Origin of the sequence: Synergistes jonesii (assembly GCF_000712295.1) — a bacterium.
Taxonomy (GTDB): domain Bacteria; phylum Synergistota; class Synergistia; order Synergistales; family Synergistaceae; genus Synergistes; species Synergistes jonesii.
Genome location: NZ_JMKI01000016.1, coordinates 14786 through 33535, shown reverse-complemented (window position 1 = coordinate 33535; position 18750 = coordinate 14786). Strand labels below are relative to the sequence as shown.

General features: G+C 51.0%; 20 protein-coding genes. 12 read left to right on the top strand and 8 right to left on the bottom strand.

Annotated features, from left to right (window positions below):
- Positions 1 to 100: 100 nt before the first annotated feature.
- The 8 genes from EH55_RS04190 to EH55_RS04155 form a co-directional block, all read right to left on the bottom strand.
- Entirely contained in the window at positions 101 to 1393 is a 1293-nt protein-coding gene (locus EH55_RS04190; protein WP_037975054.1) for a TRAP transporter large permease, read from the bottom strand.
- Positions 1387 to 1911 (bottom strand): TRAP transporter small permease, encoded by a 525-nt coding sequence (locus EH55_RS04185; RefSeq protein WP_037975053.1) that lies wholly within the window; start codon positions 1909 to 1911, stop codon positions 1387 to 1389. Before EH55_RS04185 ends, EH55_RS04190 begins: the two co-directional genes overlap by 7 nt.
- A complete protein-coding gene (locus tag EH55_RS04180) occupies positions 1904 to 2977 on the bottom strand; it encodes a TRAP transporter substrate-binding protein (RefSeq protein WP_037975052.1) in 1074 nt (357 codons plus the stop codon). The genes EH55_RS04185 and EH55_RS04180 overlap by 8 nt, the downstream gene beginning before the upstream one ends.
- 113 nt (positions 2978 to 3090) lie before the next feature.
- The gene (locus EH55_RS04175; RefSeq protein WP_037975050.1) at positions 3091 to 3933 is read right to left on the bottom strand and encodes a sugar phosphate isomerase/epimerase family protein; all 843 of its coding nucleotides are present in this window, start codon (positions 3931 to 3933) and stop codon (positions 3091 to 3093) included.
- A gap of 34 nt (positions 3934 to 3967) precedes the next feature.
- Complete coding sequence (locus EH55_RS04170; protein ID WP_037975049.1) at positions 3968 to 4474, bottom strand: hypothetical protein; 507 nt, start codon at positions 4472 to 4474, stop codon at positions 3968 to 3970.
- Between the two features lie 35 nt (positions 4475 to 4509).
- A complete protein-coding gene (locus EH55_RS04165) occupies positions 4510 to 5460 on the bottom strand; it encodes an aldo/keto reductase (protein ID WP_037975047.1) in 951 nt (316 codons plus the stop codon).
- A 106-nt stretch (positions 5461 to 5566) separates the two neighbouring features.
- Entirely contained in the window at positions 5567 to 6034 is a 468-nt protein-coding gene (locus EH55_RS04160; protein ID WP_037975045.1) for a VOC family protein, read from the bottom strand.
- Between the two features lie 94 nt (positions 6035 to 6128).
- Positions 6129 to 6341, bottom strand: a complete 213-nt coding sequence (locus EH55_RS04155) for a hypothetical protein (RefSeq protein ID WP_037975043.1) — start codon at positions 6339 to 6341, stop codon at positions 6129 to 6131.
- Positions 6342 to 7584: 1243 nt separating this feature from the next.
- On the opposite strand from EH55_RS04155, the gene EH55_RS04150 reads away from it, so the two are divergent.
- The 12 genes from EH55_RS04150 to eutM all read left to right on the top strand — a co-directional run bounded on the left by EH55_RS04150 (position 7585) and on the right by eutM (position 18726).
- Positions 7585 to 8718 carry a 1-propanol dehydrogenase PduQ gene (locus EH55_RS04150; RefSeq protein ID WP_037975041.1) on the top strand — a complete coding sequence of 378 codons (1134 nt, stop codon included), beginning with the start codon at positions 7585 to 7587 and terminating at the stop codon, positions 8716 to 8718.
- Positions 8719 to 8721: 3 nt separating this feature from the next.
- Complete coding sequence (gene eutS / locus EH55_RS04145; RefSeq protein WP_037975039.1) at positions 8722 to 9072, top strand: ethanolamine utilization microcompartment protein EutS; 351 nt, start codon at positions 8722 to 8724, stop codon at positions 9070 to 9072.
- Positions 9073 to 9082: 10 nt separating this feature from the next.
- Positions 9083 to 9601, top strand: a complete 519-nt coding sequence (locus EH55_RS04140) for a EutP/PduV family microcompartment system protein (RefSeq protein ID WP_256261491.1) — start codon at positions 9083 to 9085, stop codon at positions 9599 to 9601.
- A complete protein-coding gene (locus tag EH55_RS04135; RefSeq protein ID WP_037975038.1) occupies positions 9567 to 10157 on the top strand; it encodes an ANTAR domain-containing response regulator in 591 nt (196 codons plus the stop codon). The genes EH55_RS04140 and EH55_RS04135 overlap by 35 nt, the downstream gene beginning before the upstream one ends.
- Before the next feature lie 4 nt (positions 10158 to 10161).
- On the top strand, positions 10162 to 11601 hold the full coding sequence (locus EH55_RS04130) for a sensor histidine kinase (RefSeq protein WP_037975037.1): 1440 nt from the start codon (positions 10162 to 10164) through the stop codon (positions 11599 to 11601).
- Between the two features lie 115 nt (positions 11602 to 11716).
- Positions 11717 to 13171 carry an ethanolamine ammonia-lyase reactivating factor EutA gene (eutA, locus tag EH55_RS04125; protein ID WP_037975035.1) on the top strand — a complete coding sequence of 485 codons (1455 nt, stop codon included), beginning with the start codon at positions 11717 to 11719 and terminating at the stop codon, positions 13169 to 13171.
- Positions 13172 to 13212: 41 nt separating this feature from the next.
- Positions 13213 to 14583: an ethanolamine ammonia-lyase subunit EutB gene (locus tag EH55_RS04120; RefSeq protein WP_037975033.1), complete on the top strand. Its 1371-nt coding sequence runs from the start codon at positions 13213 to 13215 to the stop codon at positions 14581 to 14583.
- Positions 14584 to 14607: 24 nt separating this feature from the next.
- Positions 14608 to 15501: an ethanolamine ammonia-lyase subunit EutC gene (gene eutC / locus EH55_RS04115; protein ID WP_037975031.1), complete on the top strand. Its 894-nt coding sequence runs from the start codon at positions 14608 to 14610 to the stop codon at positions 15499 to 15501.
- A gap of 20 nt (positions 15502 to 15521) precedes the next feature.
- On the top strand, positions 15522 to 16172 hold the full coding sequence (gene eutL / locus EH55_RS04110) for an ethanolamine utilization microcompartment protein EutL (RefSeq protein ID WP_037975029.1): 651 nt from the start codon (positions 15522 to 15524) through the stop codon (positions 16170 to 16172).
- A gap of 46 nt (positions 16173 to 16218) precedes the next feature.
- Positions 16219 to 16926 carry a BMC domain-containing protein gene (locus EH55_RS14935; protein WP_070110079.1) on the top strand — a complete coding sequence of 236 codons (708 nt, stop codon included), beginning with the start codon at positions 16219 to 16221 and terminating at the stop codon, positions 16924 to 16926.
- A 3-nt stretch (positions 16927 to 16929) separates the two neighbouring features.
- Positions 16930 to 18417, top strand: coding sequence for an acetaldehyde dehydrogenase (acetylating) (locus EH55_RS04100; RefSeq protein WP_081839425.1), 1488 nt, complete (start codon positions 16930 to 16932; stop codon positions 18415 to 18417).
- 21 nt (positions 18418 to 18438) lie between these two features.
- Entirely contained in the window at positions 18439 to 18726 is a 288-nt protein-coding gene (gene eutM, locus EH55_RS04095) for an ethanolamine utilization microcompartment protein EutM (RefSeq protein WP_037975027.1), read from the top strand.
- The last annotated feature ends 24 nt before the right edge of the window (positions 18727 to 18750 follow it).

The following is an 18750-nucleotide window of genomic DNA, read 5'->3' as shown; positions in this document are numbered from 1 at the left end:
AAAGTCCACAGGTGGAGCGACAATGTTTTATTCGAGATTGTTTTTCTCGGTAGTATGATGCTTTGAATTTACATAACGCAATATAATGCTGTATTTCGACTTAGATAAGCATTAAACTGATTTGCGGCACATAGGTGATAAGCACCAAAGCAATAAAGAATACTACCAACAAAGGTACTGCTTTTTTTACTATCGGCATCGGAGGCGAATTTGTCAGAGATGCGGCAACGTACAAGTTCATGCCCACAGGTGGTGTTACGAAACCGATTGACAAGTTGACTACCATAATGATACCGAAATGAACCGGACTGATACCGACAGCCTTTACAAGCGGCAAAAAAATCGGCGTCATAATCAGGATAGCAGCGGAGGAATCCATCAAGCAACCCAAGATTAACAGAATTACGTTGATGATGACCATAATCAGAATATAGTTGTCCGCAATTCCACCCATTGCCTGATTCACCAACATGGGAACTTTCAGCAAGGTTACTGCTTTGCCGAAAATTGCAGCAGCTCCGCAAATTACCACGCAAGGTGCCGTTGTGCGTGCGGCTTCAACCGCTGTTGAAATCAGATCTTTCCACGTCATAGTCTTATAGATAAACTTGCTGACGATGAAAGCATAGACAACCGAAACGCACGCAGCCTCCGTAGGAGTGAAAATTCCACCGTAGATACCGCCCAATATAATCACCGGACACATGAGTGCCCAGAAACCATCTTTGAATACGTGGAAGAAACCACGTTCGTGAAGCGGTGTTATGACGGCATCTATTTTTTCTCTGTTGTCGGCTTTATGGCTGATGTAATAGAAAGTAACGTATGCGATCAACATGAACCCGACGAGCATTCCGGGGAGAATACCTGCCATAAACATATCACCTACCGAAATTCCACCAGCCGCATCCGCATAGAGAATAAACGGTATAGACGGTGGAATGATTACACCTAGACCACCTGCAACCGCTACAACTGCAGCCACAAACATTGGATCGTATCCCATTGAAATTAGCATTGGCAATGTCATCGTTCCGACAGCAGCGGTAGTCGCCGGTCCGGAACCGGAAATTGCCCCGTAGAACAAACACGTAAGAACAACTGCGTTGACCATACCACCCGGCATTTTTCCGACAAAGAAACCAAAAACGTCATAGAGTTTCTTTGCAATTTGTCCTCTGCACATCAAAACGCCGGAAAATATGAAGAGAGGAATGGCGATAATAGTGAAGCTGTTGAAAGCCGTAACCAAATTGCGAAAGATATACATCTCGCTCATGGCAAAAGACGGGTTTACCAAATGTGGAACATAGGACGCCATCAGCAAACAGATACCGACAGGAACAGTCAATATTATCAGCGCGAAAAACGCGACAATCATCGTTGCTAACATGGTGATTTTCCCTCTTTTCCGGACATACGTTTGAGCTTAATGCAGTTGAGGACTATGACTTCAACTGATCTTATGAGTATCAGTGCTGTCCCAACCATGAGCCACATATAAATGAAGCTCATGGCGTAGGGCAACGCCGTTGATGTCGTTGTTGCCTGACTTGCAGTTACCTTAAAACCGTAGGGCAACAGTATTGAAAAATAAACGGCAATGAGAAAGTTTGAGAAACAACTCAAGATAAGTTTCATCTTTTCGCTCATCTTGAGCATGATTATGTCAAACTTGATAGCCGTATTTTCACGAATCGAGAGAGGAAACGCCCAAATACCCATGATGATAAACATGTGGCGGCAGAGTTCTTCAGACCAGAGTATCGAATATCCGAAGATACTGCGAGCTATGATTTGGGCGGTCAGGACAGCCGTTATCGACAGAATCGCTCCGGCGATATAAACAATTTCAAAATAGGTGTCAAGCCATTTGAGAAACCTGATCACTACATTTGATTCGTTACTCATTCTTTAATTTACCTTTCACAATAGGGACTTTTCTTCCTGCCGCGGCAATCCACTTATCCAACAGAGCGTTACCGATTTTTTCGGATATATCTTTGTATGCGACATCGAATGTTGCTTTGCGGCAAGCTTCACGAAGACCGGGGATCTTATCAAAATCGATGAATTTCATACCCTTTTCGTTGATAAGCTTATTAAATGCGGTTTTCTCGTTCTTGTCGACAAATTCGTATGTTCTCTTTGTTGTTTCTTCAGCTGCACGCCACATGATTTTCTGTGCTTCCGGCGATAGGCTGTTCCATGTTTTCAAGCTAATGCATGAATTTCCGACATAGAAGATATGGTTGCTGTTTGTAACATATTTCTGAACATCGAAGAGCTTCTTGTCGACAAGCTGTCCGTAGGGGTTTTCCTGACCGTCAATCATGCCCTGTTCAAGAGCCATATAGATTTCGGAAGTTGCCATCGGTGTGGGAGCGCAACCCAATGCACGCCAGAAATTAAGGTGAACTGCATTGTTCATTGTACGCAACGAAACACCCTTTAAGCTTTCAAATGAGGTAATATTCTTGTTGCTGGTGAGTTCTCTGAACCATGTGTCAAAGAGCGGGAAGAGCTTCATTCCTGCTTTTTCGAAACCTGCACCGACTTCTTTGAAGAACGCCTTATCGGCAAGTGCTGCACGCGCTGTTTTTACATCGGAGAAAAGGAACGGCATATCGAAGACATAACCTGCGGGGACGATGTTCGTGAGAGCCGCAGGCGAACAAACCTGAAAGTCCACGGCACCTGCTTGGACATCTGAGCAAATGGAAATATCATCGCCCAACTGGCTTGAACCAAATATATCGACTTTCAGTTTTCCACCGCTGTACTTATCAAGGAGAGCTTTAAATGTTTCTGCCCAGAATTCATTGGTCGAACCCGGTGCCCCGGTATGAGCAAAGACAAAAGTACGAGACTCCAATTCTGCTGCGCTCGCAATTTTCGCAGAAGTTGCAAACCCCAACGAGAGTACCATTACCACACACAAAGCTACTTTCAGACCAAAACGCAAACTTGATTTCATTATTACATCCTCACTTTTTTAAGATATTTTTTCTATTTGGCAGATTCCCGGCAATGACCGAAAATCGAAACCAACAAGTAGGTTGTGAAACACAATATTCGTCTTTTTGACGACTAAAATTCACCGAAATAATTCTTTGTTGCCCGCAAAGCGGCTGTTGCATATTTTGCATATCCCATATCGGCAAGACGAAGCTTATTCGGAACTTCTATGCCGCGAACGGCATTCGGAATCTTCGACATCAAAAGCTTGAAATCAAAGCATCCCTCGCCGGGGAAGAGTCTTTCTTCCAACCCGGTGCGAATAAGTTCATCTGTATTTGACGGAATTTCCGCAGGACAATCACACAGATGTGTGTAACGAAACCACTGTTGCGGGAGTTTGTCCAATTCAGAAAAATCCACGCGTGAGCGATAAAAGTGCAATGTATCCACCACAATGCCCATATTGTCGCAGTTCACCGCTCTTAACAAATCAGCGGCATCTTTCAAGTCCCGAACGCCGGCCCATGTTACGAATTCCAAATTTACGGATATGTCAAATTGCTTTGCCAAATCACATAGACACCCGTATTGGTCGGTGTAGAAACTTCTGTGGTGTGACCAGATGTTCGTCAAGATATGCTTGATGCCAAGCTCCGCAACTACTTCCAAATCGGCCTCATAGTTTTTCACATCTCCGCCGTCGAAAATACGGGCGTTTTCCGTGTCGTTGAGCATAACCCCGGTTTCCTGAGCGGCATGTTTGATCTTGGCAACCATCTCCCGATCTTTTACCAAATCAAAGACGGTTTGTCCGACTTTCGATACACTTACGGCTTCCGGTGCGGTTTCGCCTGTACGTGTAGGGATCACTCGATAGCTTACACAATCAAAGCCTGCTTCTGCGGCAACATAGAGCATATCTACTGGATTACACACTGCATTTGTCAAATGAACCAGTGAATATTTAGCCATATTCTCACTCCTTTCTTTATTCGCATCACGCAGACTACAAATTCCGCATAAGATTTATTCTTTCCAACAAACCATTCTCCAATTCGGCATGATCTTTGATGTGTAACAGCACTTCATGCGTGAGCCGACCAATACCGTCAATTTTTTGATCAAGAAGAATATTCTGTCCGTTTTTCATCTGAAATCTAACAGAGCAGAATGCCATCGAGACCGATGTATCTGTTCTTGCTCTGCAAAAATCTTTCCAAGGATAAAACACTTCGCTATTCCAGATATGGTGACAGAGTCCTTCGTCTGCAACAACATAACGCAAGGTTTTCGCATAGTTCATATATATTTTACGAACTACCGCCACAAATGCAACTTCAAAGAAAATACAGAGAGAAACAAGCGGGTATCCCGACAGCCCCGGCCACGCAGCAGCCAAAGTCCGTTCGTATATGAAGTAGAACAAAAAGACAAATGCCGAAAGAATAAAATAATTTATGTTCCGAAGGCGTTTTATCTTTTGTTCGGAAGCGGAAAAGTCGAGGCTACTCATGCCGATTACACTTCAAACGTAATATATGCCTGAATTTAGCGATGATTCGAACGCAAGCTCAAATACTCGATGTCCGCAGACGTGAGCTTAATATCTGTTGCGGCGACACTGTTGAGGACTTCGCTCTTTTGGCGCGGACCGATGATTGCCGCAATTTTCAAGCCCTGATTGAGAATATACGCCAAAGCGATGTTTAAGGCACTGACACCATGTTCCGTTGCAAGTTCTTTTGCACGTTTCATCTTTTCTGCATTCGCGTCGGAGGTATATATCTGATTTGTGTCTGCCGCTTCGGCAAAGAATCCGCTTCCCTGTGAACTCCATGAGAAGATCGGCATATCAAGTTGATCTGTGTAGTATCTTGCCTGCTCATCGTTGATGTAGATGGTGCTTTTCCAGCAAGTTTCGGGCATAGTAGCCAGACTGTAAGACGGACTGCTCATGGACAAGCCCTGATAATTGTGTTCTTTGCAATATTTCACGGCTTCTTCAACTCTTGGAATTCTCCAGTTGCTGACACCATAGGCGATAATTTTACCTTCTTTACGATGTCTTTCAAGACGATCCATAATTTCTCCGACAGGGACGTCTTCTTTATCTCTGTGCGGCATGTAGATGTCCATATATTCAACGTCCATGCGATCCAAGCTGTATTCCAAGTCTTCCGTTACGAACTCACCCGAAAAACGCCAACGGCTGTCCGGTCCGTAGTAGCCTTTTCTGTTGATAAACGGATGACAGCACTTATCCATAATCATAATTTTAGAACGCATCTCCGGATATGCATGAAGCCATTCACGAATGCACACTTCCGATTCGGTACGAGCGCCGTAAAAACGACCTGTGTCCAATATGTTTCCGCCGGCTTCGACATAGGCATTCATAACATCGTTGAACAGTTCCTGTTGCTTGGTATCTCCGAACAATGTTCCCATAACCAATTCACTCACGGGTTTTGGCAACCCCATAACATTAATATACTTCAAAAAAACCACCGCCTTTATTTATGTCAATACATGACAGCATTGTTGTGTATCATATAATTCTTGCAAAAATATCGTCGATAACCGAATTTCCGTTTCTGTTGGTTGGTTAACAAATTGTTTCCGGCTTTTGGGTTACTACTTCTATGAAAGCTCCCATATCTTTGCGGCAATCATAATATGCGAACTTCATAAGTGCGCCTATTCCGTTGAATATCGGATCTCCGTATCTTTCTTTCATATAGGCATTCAGTTCATCGAACGGAATGTCATCGGTATCAAAGCAAAGATGATGAAGCCCGGCTCCGCATTCCTGAAGGAAATCATAATAGATGCTTTGGTCGTCGAGCGGCTGCATCAGCTCAATCTGCACGCCGTTAAAATCTGCAACCGCCATTGATGATTCGATCTGATGCGGCTGACCGTTCTTAAATACCGGTCCGCATGTACCTCGTGAGGAACTCAGGAAAAATTTTCGGAACCCCCCAGCACCAAGGCAGCCCCAATGCTCAATTGCCCTGTCGATATCCGTCACCACCATACCAATCTGCTTCAATCTTTTTGCTGCTATCTTCATGAAATTCACCTCAAATTTATAAGTTTTTAATCCATATGGCTCCGTCCAAAACCACTATACGATGCCGTGCTCCGCGAAGTATTTCCTGGAGCGGCTAAGCACTCGTCACAGAGGCGCCGCCGAAATGGAATCTCTTGAGATTCTTTACGACATGCTCGATGTCCTCTATTTCGATTTCGTACGGCGCGTAAAAGCAGTCCATGTCCAGCGCCTGATAGACGCTGTTGTGCAGATAAGCCGCCGCGCTTTGCCCCAGCGGATTGCCGAAAAGCCCGATAAATTTTGTGTTGACGGTCGGATTGAACATCGTTGATCACTTCTTTCTTGTGGATTTACTGTCTCTGATTCGCTAAGGTTATTTTTAGACCTTTTTGCTATGATTTAGATATCCATCGGCTTTATACCCGCCTGCCCAACGCACTTTGCCGATTTTTCAAACCATACTGTGGCTCATTTAATAATTCCCAATATACTTAACGCACACTTTCTTGTATAAAATATTTATTAATCTTAATAAGTATACCTTAATTAATATGGTGTGGATTGTCAAGCTTCAAAATGGTATTTTAAAAAGTGCCATACAGTAAAATAGTCTTCCTCCGAAAGAAAGGCGGAGGCATGCCGGAGTATTGTCATCCAAACGGGCTCAAGCGCTGTTTTGTCGCGGACTTTTTTGTATAATAGTATTAAGAAATTGCCTGTTCTCCTGTAACCCGTCGAAAGAAGATATTTATGCGAATATCACGCTTGATGTGCCGCCATTTTGCAAAAAATTCTGGTTTTTAGCATACCGTACCTTAGCAAAGGATTATAAAGATCTTCCAAAGGTTTTCGGTCCACAGTCGTATTTCTTCAAAAATTGTAGAGATAATTAAGCTGAATGACAAACAACTTACTGTATACGTAAGCCAGGTAAAAGCTAAAACATGGTCTAAATTTACAAAGAATATTGGCAAAGATACCATGCCGCAGCTCGTTAATTCAGTGAAATAGAAAACTCCCTATCATGATACTTATTATTTTTGCTTAAGTACCGACGTTGGTAGTCACTACATACTGGCCTGCACTCTCTCTAACACTGCCGAAACTTATATTGCCAAAAATCTTTGGAATGTAAGCATATGATTCTAAAAACAAAACTCTACGGTCGTACCTATAGTTTTTACGACGCGAAGGATGTTCTTGGCAAGGCTAACGAAGAACGCTCTGTGGTAACCGCATGATGCTTCTATAGTTTGCGTAAGGCATATAAAATACCGTTTGAACGGCATAGCCGCTTCATCGCTCCGCCGTTATCTTTTTTGCGCGCGCGATATTTCTCATAACATTTATGCGCTGACGTCATCGCTCGACGGCGACAATTGGAAGCAGCGACACAGGCGCAACGACACGCGACAGAAAAATCTTGACAAAAAGCACCGACCAAGTATAATCATTCCGTGTAGTGGTGTTTCTGTGACGTAGCAGAGACATTTGTGCGGATGTGATGTAGCGTTCTTGCTTTTAGGCAAGGGCGCTTTTTTGTTTTTTTGCCTTTATGAGGAGTAAAGATGGGCGTTTTTAATCTTGGACCGAAGATTTATATGGGGCCGGGTACCCTTGTGGCTGTGCTTAACGGCCTAAAGAGGTTCTTTATCGTAACGGACGAGTTTATGCGCGCAAGTAAAAAAGTGCGTTATATTACCGAGGCCGTCGACGAAGTCGGCGGAGACTCCCTGATCTTCTCCGGGGTGAAGCCGGATCCCGACACTCATATCATCGCCGCCGGAGTGAAAGAGGCGGCGTCGTTCCGCCCAGACTGTATAGTGGCGTTCGGCGGAGGCTCTGTGATAGATGTCGCAAAGGCTATACGCTTCTTTGGGAAAGAACGCATCGGCGACTGCTTTTTGGCGATAATACCCACCACAAGCGGCACCGGCTCCGAGGTGAGCAACTATTCCGTCATCACCGACGCTGAGAAAATGGTTAAATATCCTCTCACGAGCGATCTTCTTCTCCCCGACGCCGCGATACTCGACGCGTCGCTGGTGATGTCGGTTCCTCCTTCAGTTACCGCAGATACCGGAATCGACGTGCTCACTCACGCCGTAGAAGCTTTTGTTTCCAAGGGACACACAGATTTCTCCGACGCGATGGCGGAGAAGGCGATAAAACTTGTCTGCGGCAACCTTCATACCGTTTATTTAAAGCCTGACGATTACGACGCGCGTCAGGCTATGCATAACGCCTCCTGTATGGCCGGAGTTGCGTTCAGCAACGCCGGATTGGGGCTGAATCACGCTATGGCCCATGCGTTGGGCGCGGTCTTTCACATCCCCCACGGACGCGCCAACGGCATCCTCCTTCCTTATGTTATGATGTTCAATGCCGGCTGCACCACGAAGTTGACGCCGGCCGCCGAGCGTTATGCGCAAATAGCCTCCTTCCTTGACTTGGATACGTCGGCGCTGCGCCCGGCGGCGCTCAGCGTTATCAGAAGCATACGCAGCCTTATAGGCAAGATAAATATACCGACCTCCATCGGAGCGGCTGGCATTGGCAGAGATGAATTCGAAGCGAAGCTGGGCAGGCTGGCGGATGCCGCGATGGAGGATGCCTGCCGCGCGTCCAACCCGACCGACAGCAAAAGGGAAGATATACTCCATATCTATCGCGGCGCTTTCTGCGGAAGGTATCTGGTGTAAAATATGGATGAGATTTCTGCAAAAACAAGGATCATTCAGGAATTCGTTCCTGGCAAGCAGGTAACTCTTGCACATGTTATAGCGAACCCCTGTCAGTCCCTTTATGCAAAACTGGGGCTCTTCGAGAGCGAGGGCGCTATCGGGATTTTCACCATAACGCCGAGCGAAGCGGCAATGATAGCGGCGGATGTGGCATCGAAAGCGGCGGACGTCAGCATCGGTTTTATAGACAGATTTAACGGCTCCCTACTTATAACCGGCGATGTAGCTGCTGTGGAGGCCGCGATGCATGACGTCATGAATGTACTGTGTACGAATATGGGCTTCTCTTCTACCGCTATGACAAAAACATAGGTGAAATATCGTGGGTCGACAGAGGAGCGGGGAGAATTCGAGGCGTAGGAGGCGTATAATTTTAATAGGACGTACCATGTGCGGCAAGACGACGCTATGTCAGCGCATAACGGAACGGGCGATTGCGTATTGTAAAACGCAGACGCTGAACATAGTAGATGATTTTATAGTGGATACTCCGGGAGAATACCTTGAGAGGATGTCGTACCGCGGCGCGCTGGCCGTAGCTTCTGCCGATGTGGATGTCATCGTACTCGTGCAGGACCCCATGATCGATGGGAGCGATTTCCCGCCTCTGTATTCCTCGCTTTTCGCCGGCAAGCCGGTGGTGGGGATCGTGACGAAGATCGATCTGGCGGACGCGAAGGCGGTCGAGAGGGCGAAAAGATATTTGAGTCTGGCCGGCGCTGAGGAAATCTTTGCCGTTAGCGCAGTCAGCGGCGAGGGTTTGGATGATTTCATACAAGCTGTATGTCCCAAAGAGGGTGATGTCGATGAAGACAGAAAAACTAACAGTTGTTATTGCTGACGATGAACCGATAACGCGGATGGATTTGAGAGAACTCCTGCTCGACTCCGGGTACGAAGTAGTAGCCGAGGCGGGGGACGGCTTCGACGCGCTGGAGGCCTGCAGAAAGTATCAGCCGGACATTGTTTTGATGGACATAAAGATGCCGCTGCTGGATGGATTGTCCGCCGCAAAGATGATAGTTCAGGAAGACTTGACCGATGCGATAATCCTTCTCACGGCCTATAGGGAGATGGAGTTTATCGACGAAGCTAAAAAAATAGGCGTGAACGGCTATCTCGTGAAGCCTATTGACGAAAAGTCGCTGATACCGAGTATGGAGGTCATGCTCTCCAAAGGACGTGAGATAAAACGGCTGCGTAAAGATATCCAGAGGGTCTCAAGCAGGCTGGAGAACCGCGGCGTCATCGAGCGCGCCAAGGGGCGCGTGATGAGGGAAAAAGGTATGACGGAAGAGGAGGCGTATATTTATATCAGAAATTTAAGCCTGCAAAAGGGCGTCTCTATGAGGCAGATAGCGGATATAATCCTCCAATCGAAGGCAATGGCGCGATAACGGCATGAGCGTGGTAAAAGATCTGTGCCAGCAGTATACCGACCTGACCGACGAGGATATAGCTACGATAGAGGGTATGTCGGCCATCCTGAAGCCGCTGGCGAACCTTGAGGACGCGGATATTTTTATCGATTGCCCGCTGTGGAGCGAGGATGCCATCGTCGTCGCAGAGGCAAAGCCAGATTATGTGCCCTCGTCCTACAAGAAGTCGGTCGTCGGGCTGCTCGCCAAAAAGCATAACGAACCGGCTGTGGCGCGTACTTTCAGGCTCGGCGTAGCCACGAAGCAGATGAAGGCCATTACTCAGGAGAACACGCACGTCATCCAGACCGTGGAACCCATACGCAACGGCGCCGGCCGCGTCATAGGGGTCTTGATTCGTGAGAAGCGAGCGGACGAGGAGCGCGTGCAGAGCGAGAGGATACATTTCTCGCAGCAGAGTTATAAGCGCATAGCCAAAGCGATAGCGCATATGACGGCCGATGACAGCAGCTGGCTGGCGGAGTGCATCGACGAGGCCCTTATCATAGTTGACAGGGACGGCTATGTTTCTTATTGCAATTCGCTCGCCAGAGAACTTTATAAAAGGCTGGGATATGTTTACGATATTCTGGGACAGTCCTATCAGAATATTTTACAGATATATTTTCCCGAACCGCGGGGGGTGGACGACGTCGCGGGCTTCTCCGAGGTCGAAGTTGAGCTGGCGCATAGTTTCCTCGCGATCAGACGTATAGACCTCGATTCAAAAGGAATGGGCTTTGCTCTTATAATCAGGGACATAACTGACAAAAAGGAACGCGAGAAGGAGTTGATACTCAAGTCTGTGGCCATACAGGAAATGCACCACAGGGTCAAAAACAACCTTCAGACTATAGCCAGCCTGCTGCGCCTCCAATGTCGGAGGGCGCGTGATATGGAGACGCAGAAGGTGCTGCAGGAGAGTATGAGCAGGATACTGTCGATCGCCGTCACGCACGAGCTTTTGTCTCAGGTAGGCATAGACAGCGTGAATATCCGAGAGGTCATACTGAATATAAAGAACAACACGCTGCGTTATTTTTCAAATATCTATACCGATAACGTCGTGGAAGTACAGGTGGAGGGCGATGATTTTCAGGTGGACGCGGATACCTCGACATCGATAGCCCTCGTAGTGAACGAACTGCTGCAGAACTCTTTGGAGCACGCGTTTCTGGGGAAAAGGCAAAAGGGCATAGTGCGTATTTCGATAACCCACGGCTCGCTTTATTCTTCGATAACGGTGGAGGACAACGGCAGAGGCTTCAACATGAAGAAGGCCCCCGGAAATACGCTGGGGTTGAGCATAGTCAACGCGTTGGTGAAGGATAAGCTGGACGGCAGCTTTTCCATAGTGTCCACGTCTCGGGGTACATGCGCGACGTTTGAATTTAAAAACTTCAGCATCGAAGGCAATTCATAACATATCGTAACCGCACGGGGCAGTGTGGCTGCGGAAGAGCGAAGCGAGGCAGCTTCGCCGAGGGATGGGGTTACCCATCTCTTCGGCGGAGCTGCCTTTTTTAGGAGGAGCGTAAATGAGCGACAGGGCGGGAGAGCGCGGCGAAATCATCAACAGCGTGGGGATCGATATCGGGACATCCACCACGCAGCTGATTTTCAGCCGTATCACGGTTGAGAACAGGGCGGGGAGCTATATGGCCCCCAGGGTGGATATCGTGGACAAGCAGGTCGTGTACCGCAGCGATATATACTGCACGCCGCTTCTGTCTCCGACCGAGATAGACGCCGACGCCATAAAAGACATCGTTGAAGGAGAATATAGAAAGGCGGGTATGACCCCGGCGGACGTAGACAGCGGCGCCGTAATAATCACGGGAGAAACGGCACGTAAACAAAATGCGAACACGGTGCTCCAAGCCCTCTCGGACAGCGCCGGAGATTTTGTCGTGGCGACGGCCGGCCCGGACCTGGAATCCGTCCTCTCCGCGCGCGGCGCGGGAACAGACAAGCTGTCGGAGGAAAGGCGCTGTGTGATAGCGAACCTGGATGTAGGCGGAGGGACCACCAATATAGCGGTTTATGAAAAGGGGAGGCTGCTTGGCGTCACCTGCCTCGATATCGGCGGGCGTTTGATAAAGGTCGACGAGGGCAGAATCAGCTACGTTTTTTACAAGATAAAGGACCTTGCGGCCGAAAACGGCATCGCCCTCGAGGTGGGGATGCCGGCGGAGCTTTCCCTTTTGCAGCGCGTGGCGGAGCTCATGGCTGAAATCGTGGCGCAGTCGATAGGGCTCGCTCCCAAAGGGCCGTCGTTGAGGAAAATATATACCAATGACGGGAAGGGTCTCGCTTCTGTACCGAAACCGGCGGCCGTTACATTTTCCGGCGGCGTGGCCGACTGTATATACAACGCCGTTGCGGATGAAGAGATATTTATGTACGGCGATATCGGCGTGCTGCTGGGCAGGGCGATATCAAACAGCGCGAGCTTCAAAGCGGTGGCGTTCGTGACGCCGGAAGAGACGATAAGGGCCACCGTAGTCGGAGCTGGGATACACACCACGGAGATAAGCGGGAGCACGATCTCCTTTGCCGAGGGGTATCTCCCTATCAAAAACATCCCCATACTTAACGTTGCCAAAGAGGATGAAAAGAACGTGGAGGGCATAGTCTCTTCTATTCGCTCTCAAATACCTTTTCATATGTCCGACGGCAAATTGGAACAAATAGCCATATCGTTCGCGGGACGCGACTACAGTTCGTTTGAAGAGGTACAGAGCCTGGCGGACGCCGTGATCCGCGGAGCGGAGGAGGTGATAAAGAGTCGGCTGCCTTTGATAATCGTGATTGAAAAGGACATCGGCAAGGCCTTGGGACATGCGCTGAATTTTAAGCTGCGCAACGCCAAGCCGGTGATATGCATCGACGGTATCAAGACGCTGAACGGAGACTATATCGACATTGGAGAGCCGGTATGTAACGGGCACGTGCTGCCGGTAGTGGTCAAGACGTTGATATTCAACTCTTAGCCGTGAAGGATGATGATCAATCAGAGAGGTGAGAGATCGATATGAAATTAAAAACCAGGCTTTTTGGCCATGACTACGAATTCAAATCTCTCCGCGAGGTAATGGCCAAGGCGAATGAAGAGAAGTCCGGCGACAGGCTTGCCGGCATCGCCGCGGAATCGGCGGAAGAAAGAGTCGCCGCCAAGGTCGTTCTGTCGGAGGTTACTCTGGAAGAACTACGCAACACGCCGGCCGTACCGTACGAAGAAGACGAAGTGACCAGAATCATTCAGGACGCCGTCAACGAGACGATTTATGACGGCATCAAGAACATGACGGTCTCCGAGTTCAGAGAATGGATACTGAGCGAGACGACGACGCCGCGGATGATCAGACACGCTTCGAGAGGGATCACGAGCGAAATGGTGGCGGCCGTCTGCAAGCTGATGAGCAATCTTGACCTTGTCTACGCTGCGAAGAAGATCAGGGTCTCGGCTCACTGCAACACCACGATAGGGCTGCCAGGCACATTCTCCTCGCGTCTGCAGCCGAATCACACGACCGACGACCCCAAGGGGATCATCGCCTCGACGATGGAAGGGCTGAGCCTCGGTTGCGGGGACGCGGTCATCGGCGTCAACCCGGTCGACGATTCGGTCGAGAGCGTGGCGCGCATCCTGCATATGCTGGAAGATTTCAGAAACAAATGGGAGGTGCCGACGCAGGTCTGCGTTTTGGCGCACGTTACCACTCAGACGGAGGCGATTAAGAAATTCAACGCTCCGATAGGGCTCATGTTCCAGTCCGTAGCCGGCTCCCAAAAGGGAAACGAAGCCTTCGGGCTTACCTCCCAGATGCTCGACGAGGGCAGGGATATGATGCTGCACCGCAGCAGCAGTACCGGCCCCAATGTCATGTACTTCGAGACGGGGCAGGGCTCAGAGCTTTCGTCGGACGCGCATAACGGATGGGACCAGCTTACGATGGAGGCGCGCTGCTATGGATTTGCGAAGCGTTACCAACCCTATTTGGTCAACACGGTAGTCGGATTCATCGGCCCGGAATATCTGTACGACTCAAAGCAGGTTATCCGAGCCGGACTTGAAGACCATTTTATGGGTAAACTGACGGGAATCCCAATGGGCTGCGATGCTTGCTACACGAACCATATGAAGGCCGACCAGAACGACATTGAAAATCTGGCCACGCTTCTTGTCGCGGCCGGCTGCAACTATGTCATGGGCGTCCCCCAGGGAGACGACTGCATGCTCATGTACCAGTGCACGGGCTTCCACGAGGCCGCTTCGCTGCGCGAGGTCTTTGGTCTGCGCCCGATAAAAGAATTTGACGAGTGGCTCGAAAAGATGGGCTTCTCCGAGAATGGAAAGCTGACTCCGCTGGCCGGAGACGCTTCCGTATTCCTGAGCAGATAGCGATAGCAGAGGAGGGACCAGGCGATGATCGAAGAAAAAGAATTGAGATCGATAATAGAACAAGTCTTCAAAGAGATGAACATCTCCGGCATGACGGCAGAGGACATGCCCAAAAAAAACGTACCGGAGATGACGGAATGCTGCGCTGCCGACGAAGGTTATCTGCCCGACGTGACTGCGATCGATATAAGGACGCAGTATCTTGTGGAAAACCCGCAGCACAAGGAAGAGTACGCCGAACTCAAGTATAACGCGCCGTGCCGTCTGGGTATCGGCAAGGCCGGGGCCAGATACAAAACGCTGCCGGTGCTCGAATTCCGCGCCGCCCATTCCGCCGCGCAGGACGCGGTCTTCTCAGACGTGGATCGCGCGTTTATTGAAAAGATGGGGTTTTTCACGGTCCAAACGCAGTGCTCGAGCAAAGATGAATTTCTCACGCGTCCGGATCTCGGCAAAAAACTCAACGACGAAGCGGTCAAGACGATAAAGGAAAAATGCAAAAAGAACCCGGCCGTCCAGATATATGTTGCCGACGGCCTAAGTTCGGCGGCGGTGGCGGCGAATGTGGCGGACGTGCTGCCGGCGATCACGCAGGGGCTTCAGAACCAGAACATAGAGGTGGGGACGCCCTTCTTCATGGAGTACGGACGCGTCGGCGCCATGGACGAGGTCACGGAGATATTAGGGGCCACTGTAACCTGCGTACTTATAGGCGAACGCCCCGGGCTTATCACGGCGGAGTCGATGTCGGCATATATAACGTACAAAGGCACGGTTGGGATGCCGGAGGCCCGCCGCACCGTTTTTTCAAACATCCACAAGGCCGGCACCGGTCCTGTCGAAGCGGGCGCCCATATAGCGGACATAATAAAGATCATGCTGGAAAAGAAGGCCAGCGGAACAGACCTTAAACTGTAATCAGGACAGGAGGAAGTTTTATGAAGAGAGATCCAGTAAAAGCGACGGTCCTCGCCACGAGGATCATTCCGAGCGTAGACCCTGATCTTGCGAAGCAGCTTGAACTTACGCCCGACCAGAAGTCGTTGGCGCTGATCACCGCGGACTGCGACGACGTGACCTACACGGCGCTCGACGAAGCGACGAAAGCGGCGGACGTAAAGGTCGTATACGCAAAGAGTTTCTACGGCGGCGCCGCCAACGCGAACACGAAGCTGGCCGGCGAGATAATCGGGATACTGGCCGGCCCCAACCCGGCGGAGGTCAAGAGCGGGCTGGCCGCGGCCGTTGACATGATCGAGAATGTGGCGCATTTCGTATCAGCCAACGAAGATGACAGCATAGTCTATTACGCGCACTGCATTTCGCGCACAGGCTCATACCTTTCGGCCGGCGCAGGGATACCCGAAGGCGACGCACTCGCTTATCTCATAGCCCCGCCGCTCGAAGCGATCTACGGTGTGGACGCCGCCCTGAAAGCGGCCGACGTCACCTGCGCGGTCCTTTACGCGCCGCCGTCGGAGACGAACTTCGGCGGAGCCCTGCTCACCGGCACGCAGTCGGCCTGCAAGTCCGCCTGCGAGGCCTTTGCCGCGGCGGTCGAGTCAGTAGCGGACAACCCCAAATATTAAAGGCGATACGTCCGTTGAACAGCTCTGACCTGAAAGGAGGAACCAGATGAAAGCGTTGGGTATGATCGAGGTAGAGGGATATCTTGCGGCAGTTGAGGTGCTCGATACGGCGCTCAAAGCCGCCAATGTTCATACCTGCAAGGTTTCTCTCGTTACCGGCGGGCTCGTTTCCGTGTTTGTTTCTGGCGACGTCGGCGCCGTCAAGGCGGCAATAGATTCGGCGGCCGCTGCGGCGGAGCGTGTCGGCAAGATCGTATCCGTGCACGTCATCCCGCGTCCCGATGAGTCGGTCTATTCGCTGCTTGCGGCGGGAGAGGGCGCCGGCTCAGGAAGCGGGATATGCGCGGCCGTGCGCGACCAGACCCAGAAGGCCGGGCCGTGCGCGGAAGAGGACGCCCCCCCTGCCGACGCCAAGGCGGATAAAGAGCTCCCGAAAGGCCGTCCCGTCGCGGAGACGCGCGAGGCGGAGGATACGGAAGCGCCAGAGGCGGCCGATGTCGGCGCTGCGAAAGTTGAAGACGTCGAAGGGCAAAAAGGTGCGGAAGGCGAAATACCGGCCACGGAGGAATCTGACGGCTGGCGGGCGGAGGAGGAAAAGGCCGCTGCCGCAGAATTGAATAATATGTCCTTGACCGGGCTCAGAAAGCTGGCTTCGTCCATCGGAGTGAAGGGCATGACGTCCAGGGAGATACGTAAAGCCGGCAGGGACGAGCTGGTTAAAGCCATAATGGAACAAAGAAGACAGGAGGAATAATCCATGCAGCTGTACGATAAGGATCTTCTGTCGGTTCAGGAAGTTCGTGAGCTTGTGAGCGCGGCCAAGGTCGCACAGACGGAACTTTCAGGCCATGATCAGGCCTATGTAGACAGAATCGTCAAATCGATCGCCGACGCCGGCGTCCGCAACGCGGAACGCCTGGGCAGGATGGCGTGGGAAGATACCGGCTTCGGCGTCCCGGCCGACAAGACGATAAAGAATGTCTTTGCCAGCCGCGGCGTCTATGAGTATATCAAGGATATGAAGACCGTCGGCGTGCTTGAGGAGGACGAGGGGCTCGGCGTGACGGTCATAGCCGTTCCCATGGGAGTGGTGGCGGGGCTCGTGCCGTCGACAAACCCGACTTCCACGGCGTTTTACAAAGCGGAGATAGCCGTCAAGGCCGGTAACGCGATAGTCTTTTCGCCGCATCCTCAGGCCAAGCGCTGCATCCAGGAGAGCGTCAAGGTGATTCGTCAGGCTATAGCGGAGGCCGGCGGCAATGAGGACCTCGTGAGCTGCATCTCCATACCGACGCTTCAGGCGACCGACGTCCTGATGCATCATCCCGACACGGCGATGATCTTGGCGACGGGCGGTTCTGCAATGGTGCGCGCCGCCTATTCCTCGGGGACTCCCGCTATAGGCGTGGGGCCGGGGAACGGGCCGGCGTACATCGAAAAGACGGCCGATATAGCGCTCGCCGTCAAGCGCATCATGGATTCGAAGACCTTCGACAACGGCACCATATGCGCGTCGGAACAGTCCGTCATCTGTGACGACGATATGGCTCCCGCCGTCGAGGCGGAGATGAAAAGGCAGGGCGCGTACTTCCTGAACGACGAGGAGCGCGAACAGCTTGGCCGCTTCATCCTGCGCGGCGACGGCACCATGAACCCGCAGATAGTCGGCAAGAGCGTAAAGGTCATAGCCGAGCTGGCCGGCTTGAAAAACGTGCCGGCGGAAACAAGGGTACTTGTAGCGAAAGAGACGGGCATCGGACGCGGACATCCCTACTCGAACGAGAAACTGGCGCCCATCCTCGCCTTTTTCACGGCGGAGGACTATGTCAAGGTCTGCGAGCGTTCGTGCGAAATCCTCCGTTATGAGGGGACGGGACATACCTTCTCGATACACACGAAGGACCCCAAAATGGTGGAATATTTTGCCGCCAGGGTCCCAGCGTCGAGGATAGTGATCAACACGCCGAGCTCGCTCGGCGGCATAGGGGCTTCCACCGGGCTCATGCCGTCTCTTACCCTTGGCTGCGGCGCCGCGGGAGGCAGCGCTACGTCCGACAACGTCGGGCCGATGAATCTCATCAACAAGCGCTATATCGCCAAGGGGAATCTCGAGATCGAAGCCATACGCGACGCGGCGCCGCAGTGCGAACACGGTATCTGTTCATACGCGGAAAACGCCGATATGAGCAAGGTAGACGTCGAAGAGATCGTCAGAATGATAATCAAAAAGCTTAACGAAGCTTAAACATCAAAAGGAGGGTTCTTTATGGCGAACCAGCAGGCATTGGGAATGATAGAGACAAAGGGGCTCGTGGCGTCGATAGAGGCGTCGGACGCGATGGTGAAGGCCGCCAACGTCACGCTTATAGGCAAGGTTCACGTAGGCGGGGGGCTCGTCACGACGATGGTCAGAGGCGACGTCGGCGCGGTGAAGGCTGCGACGGACGCCGGCGCGGCCGCGGCGGAGCGCGTAGGGGAGCTGATCTCCGTGCACGTCATTCCGCGTCCGCACGAGGAAGTCGAGTTCATCCTGCCGACTCTCAGCAAAGATTAATAAGCAAGAAGGAGGCCGTAAAAC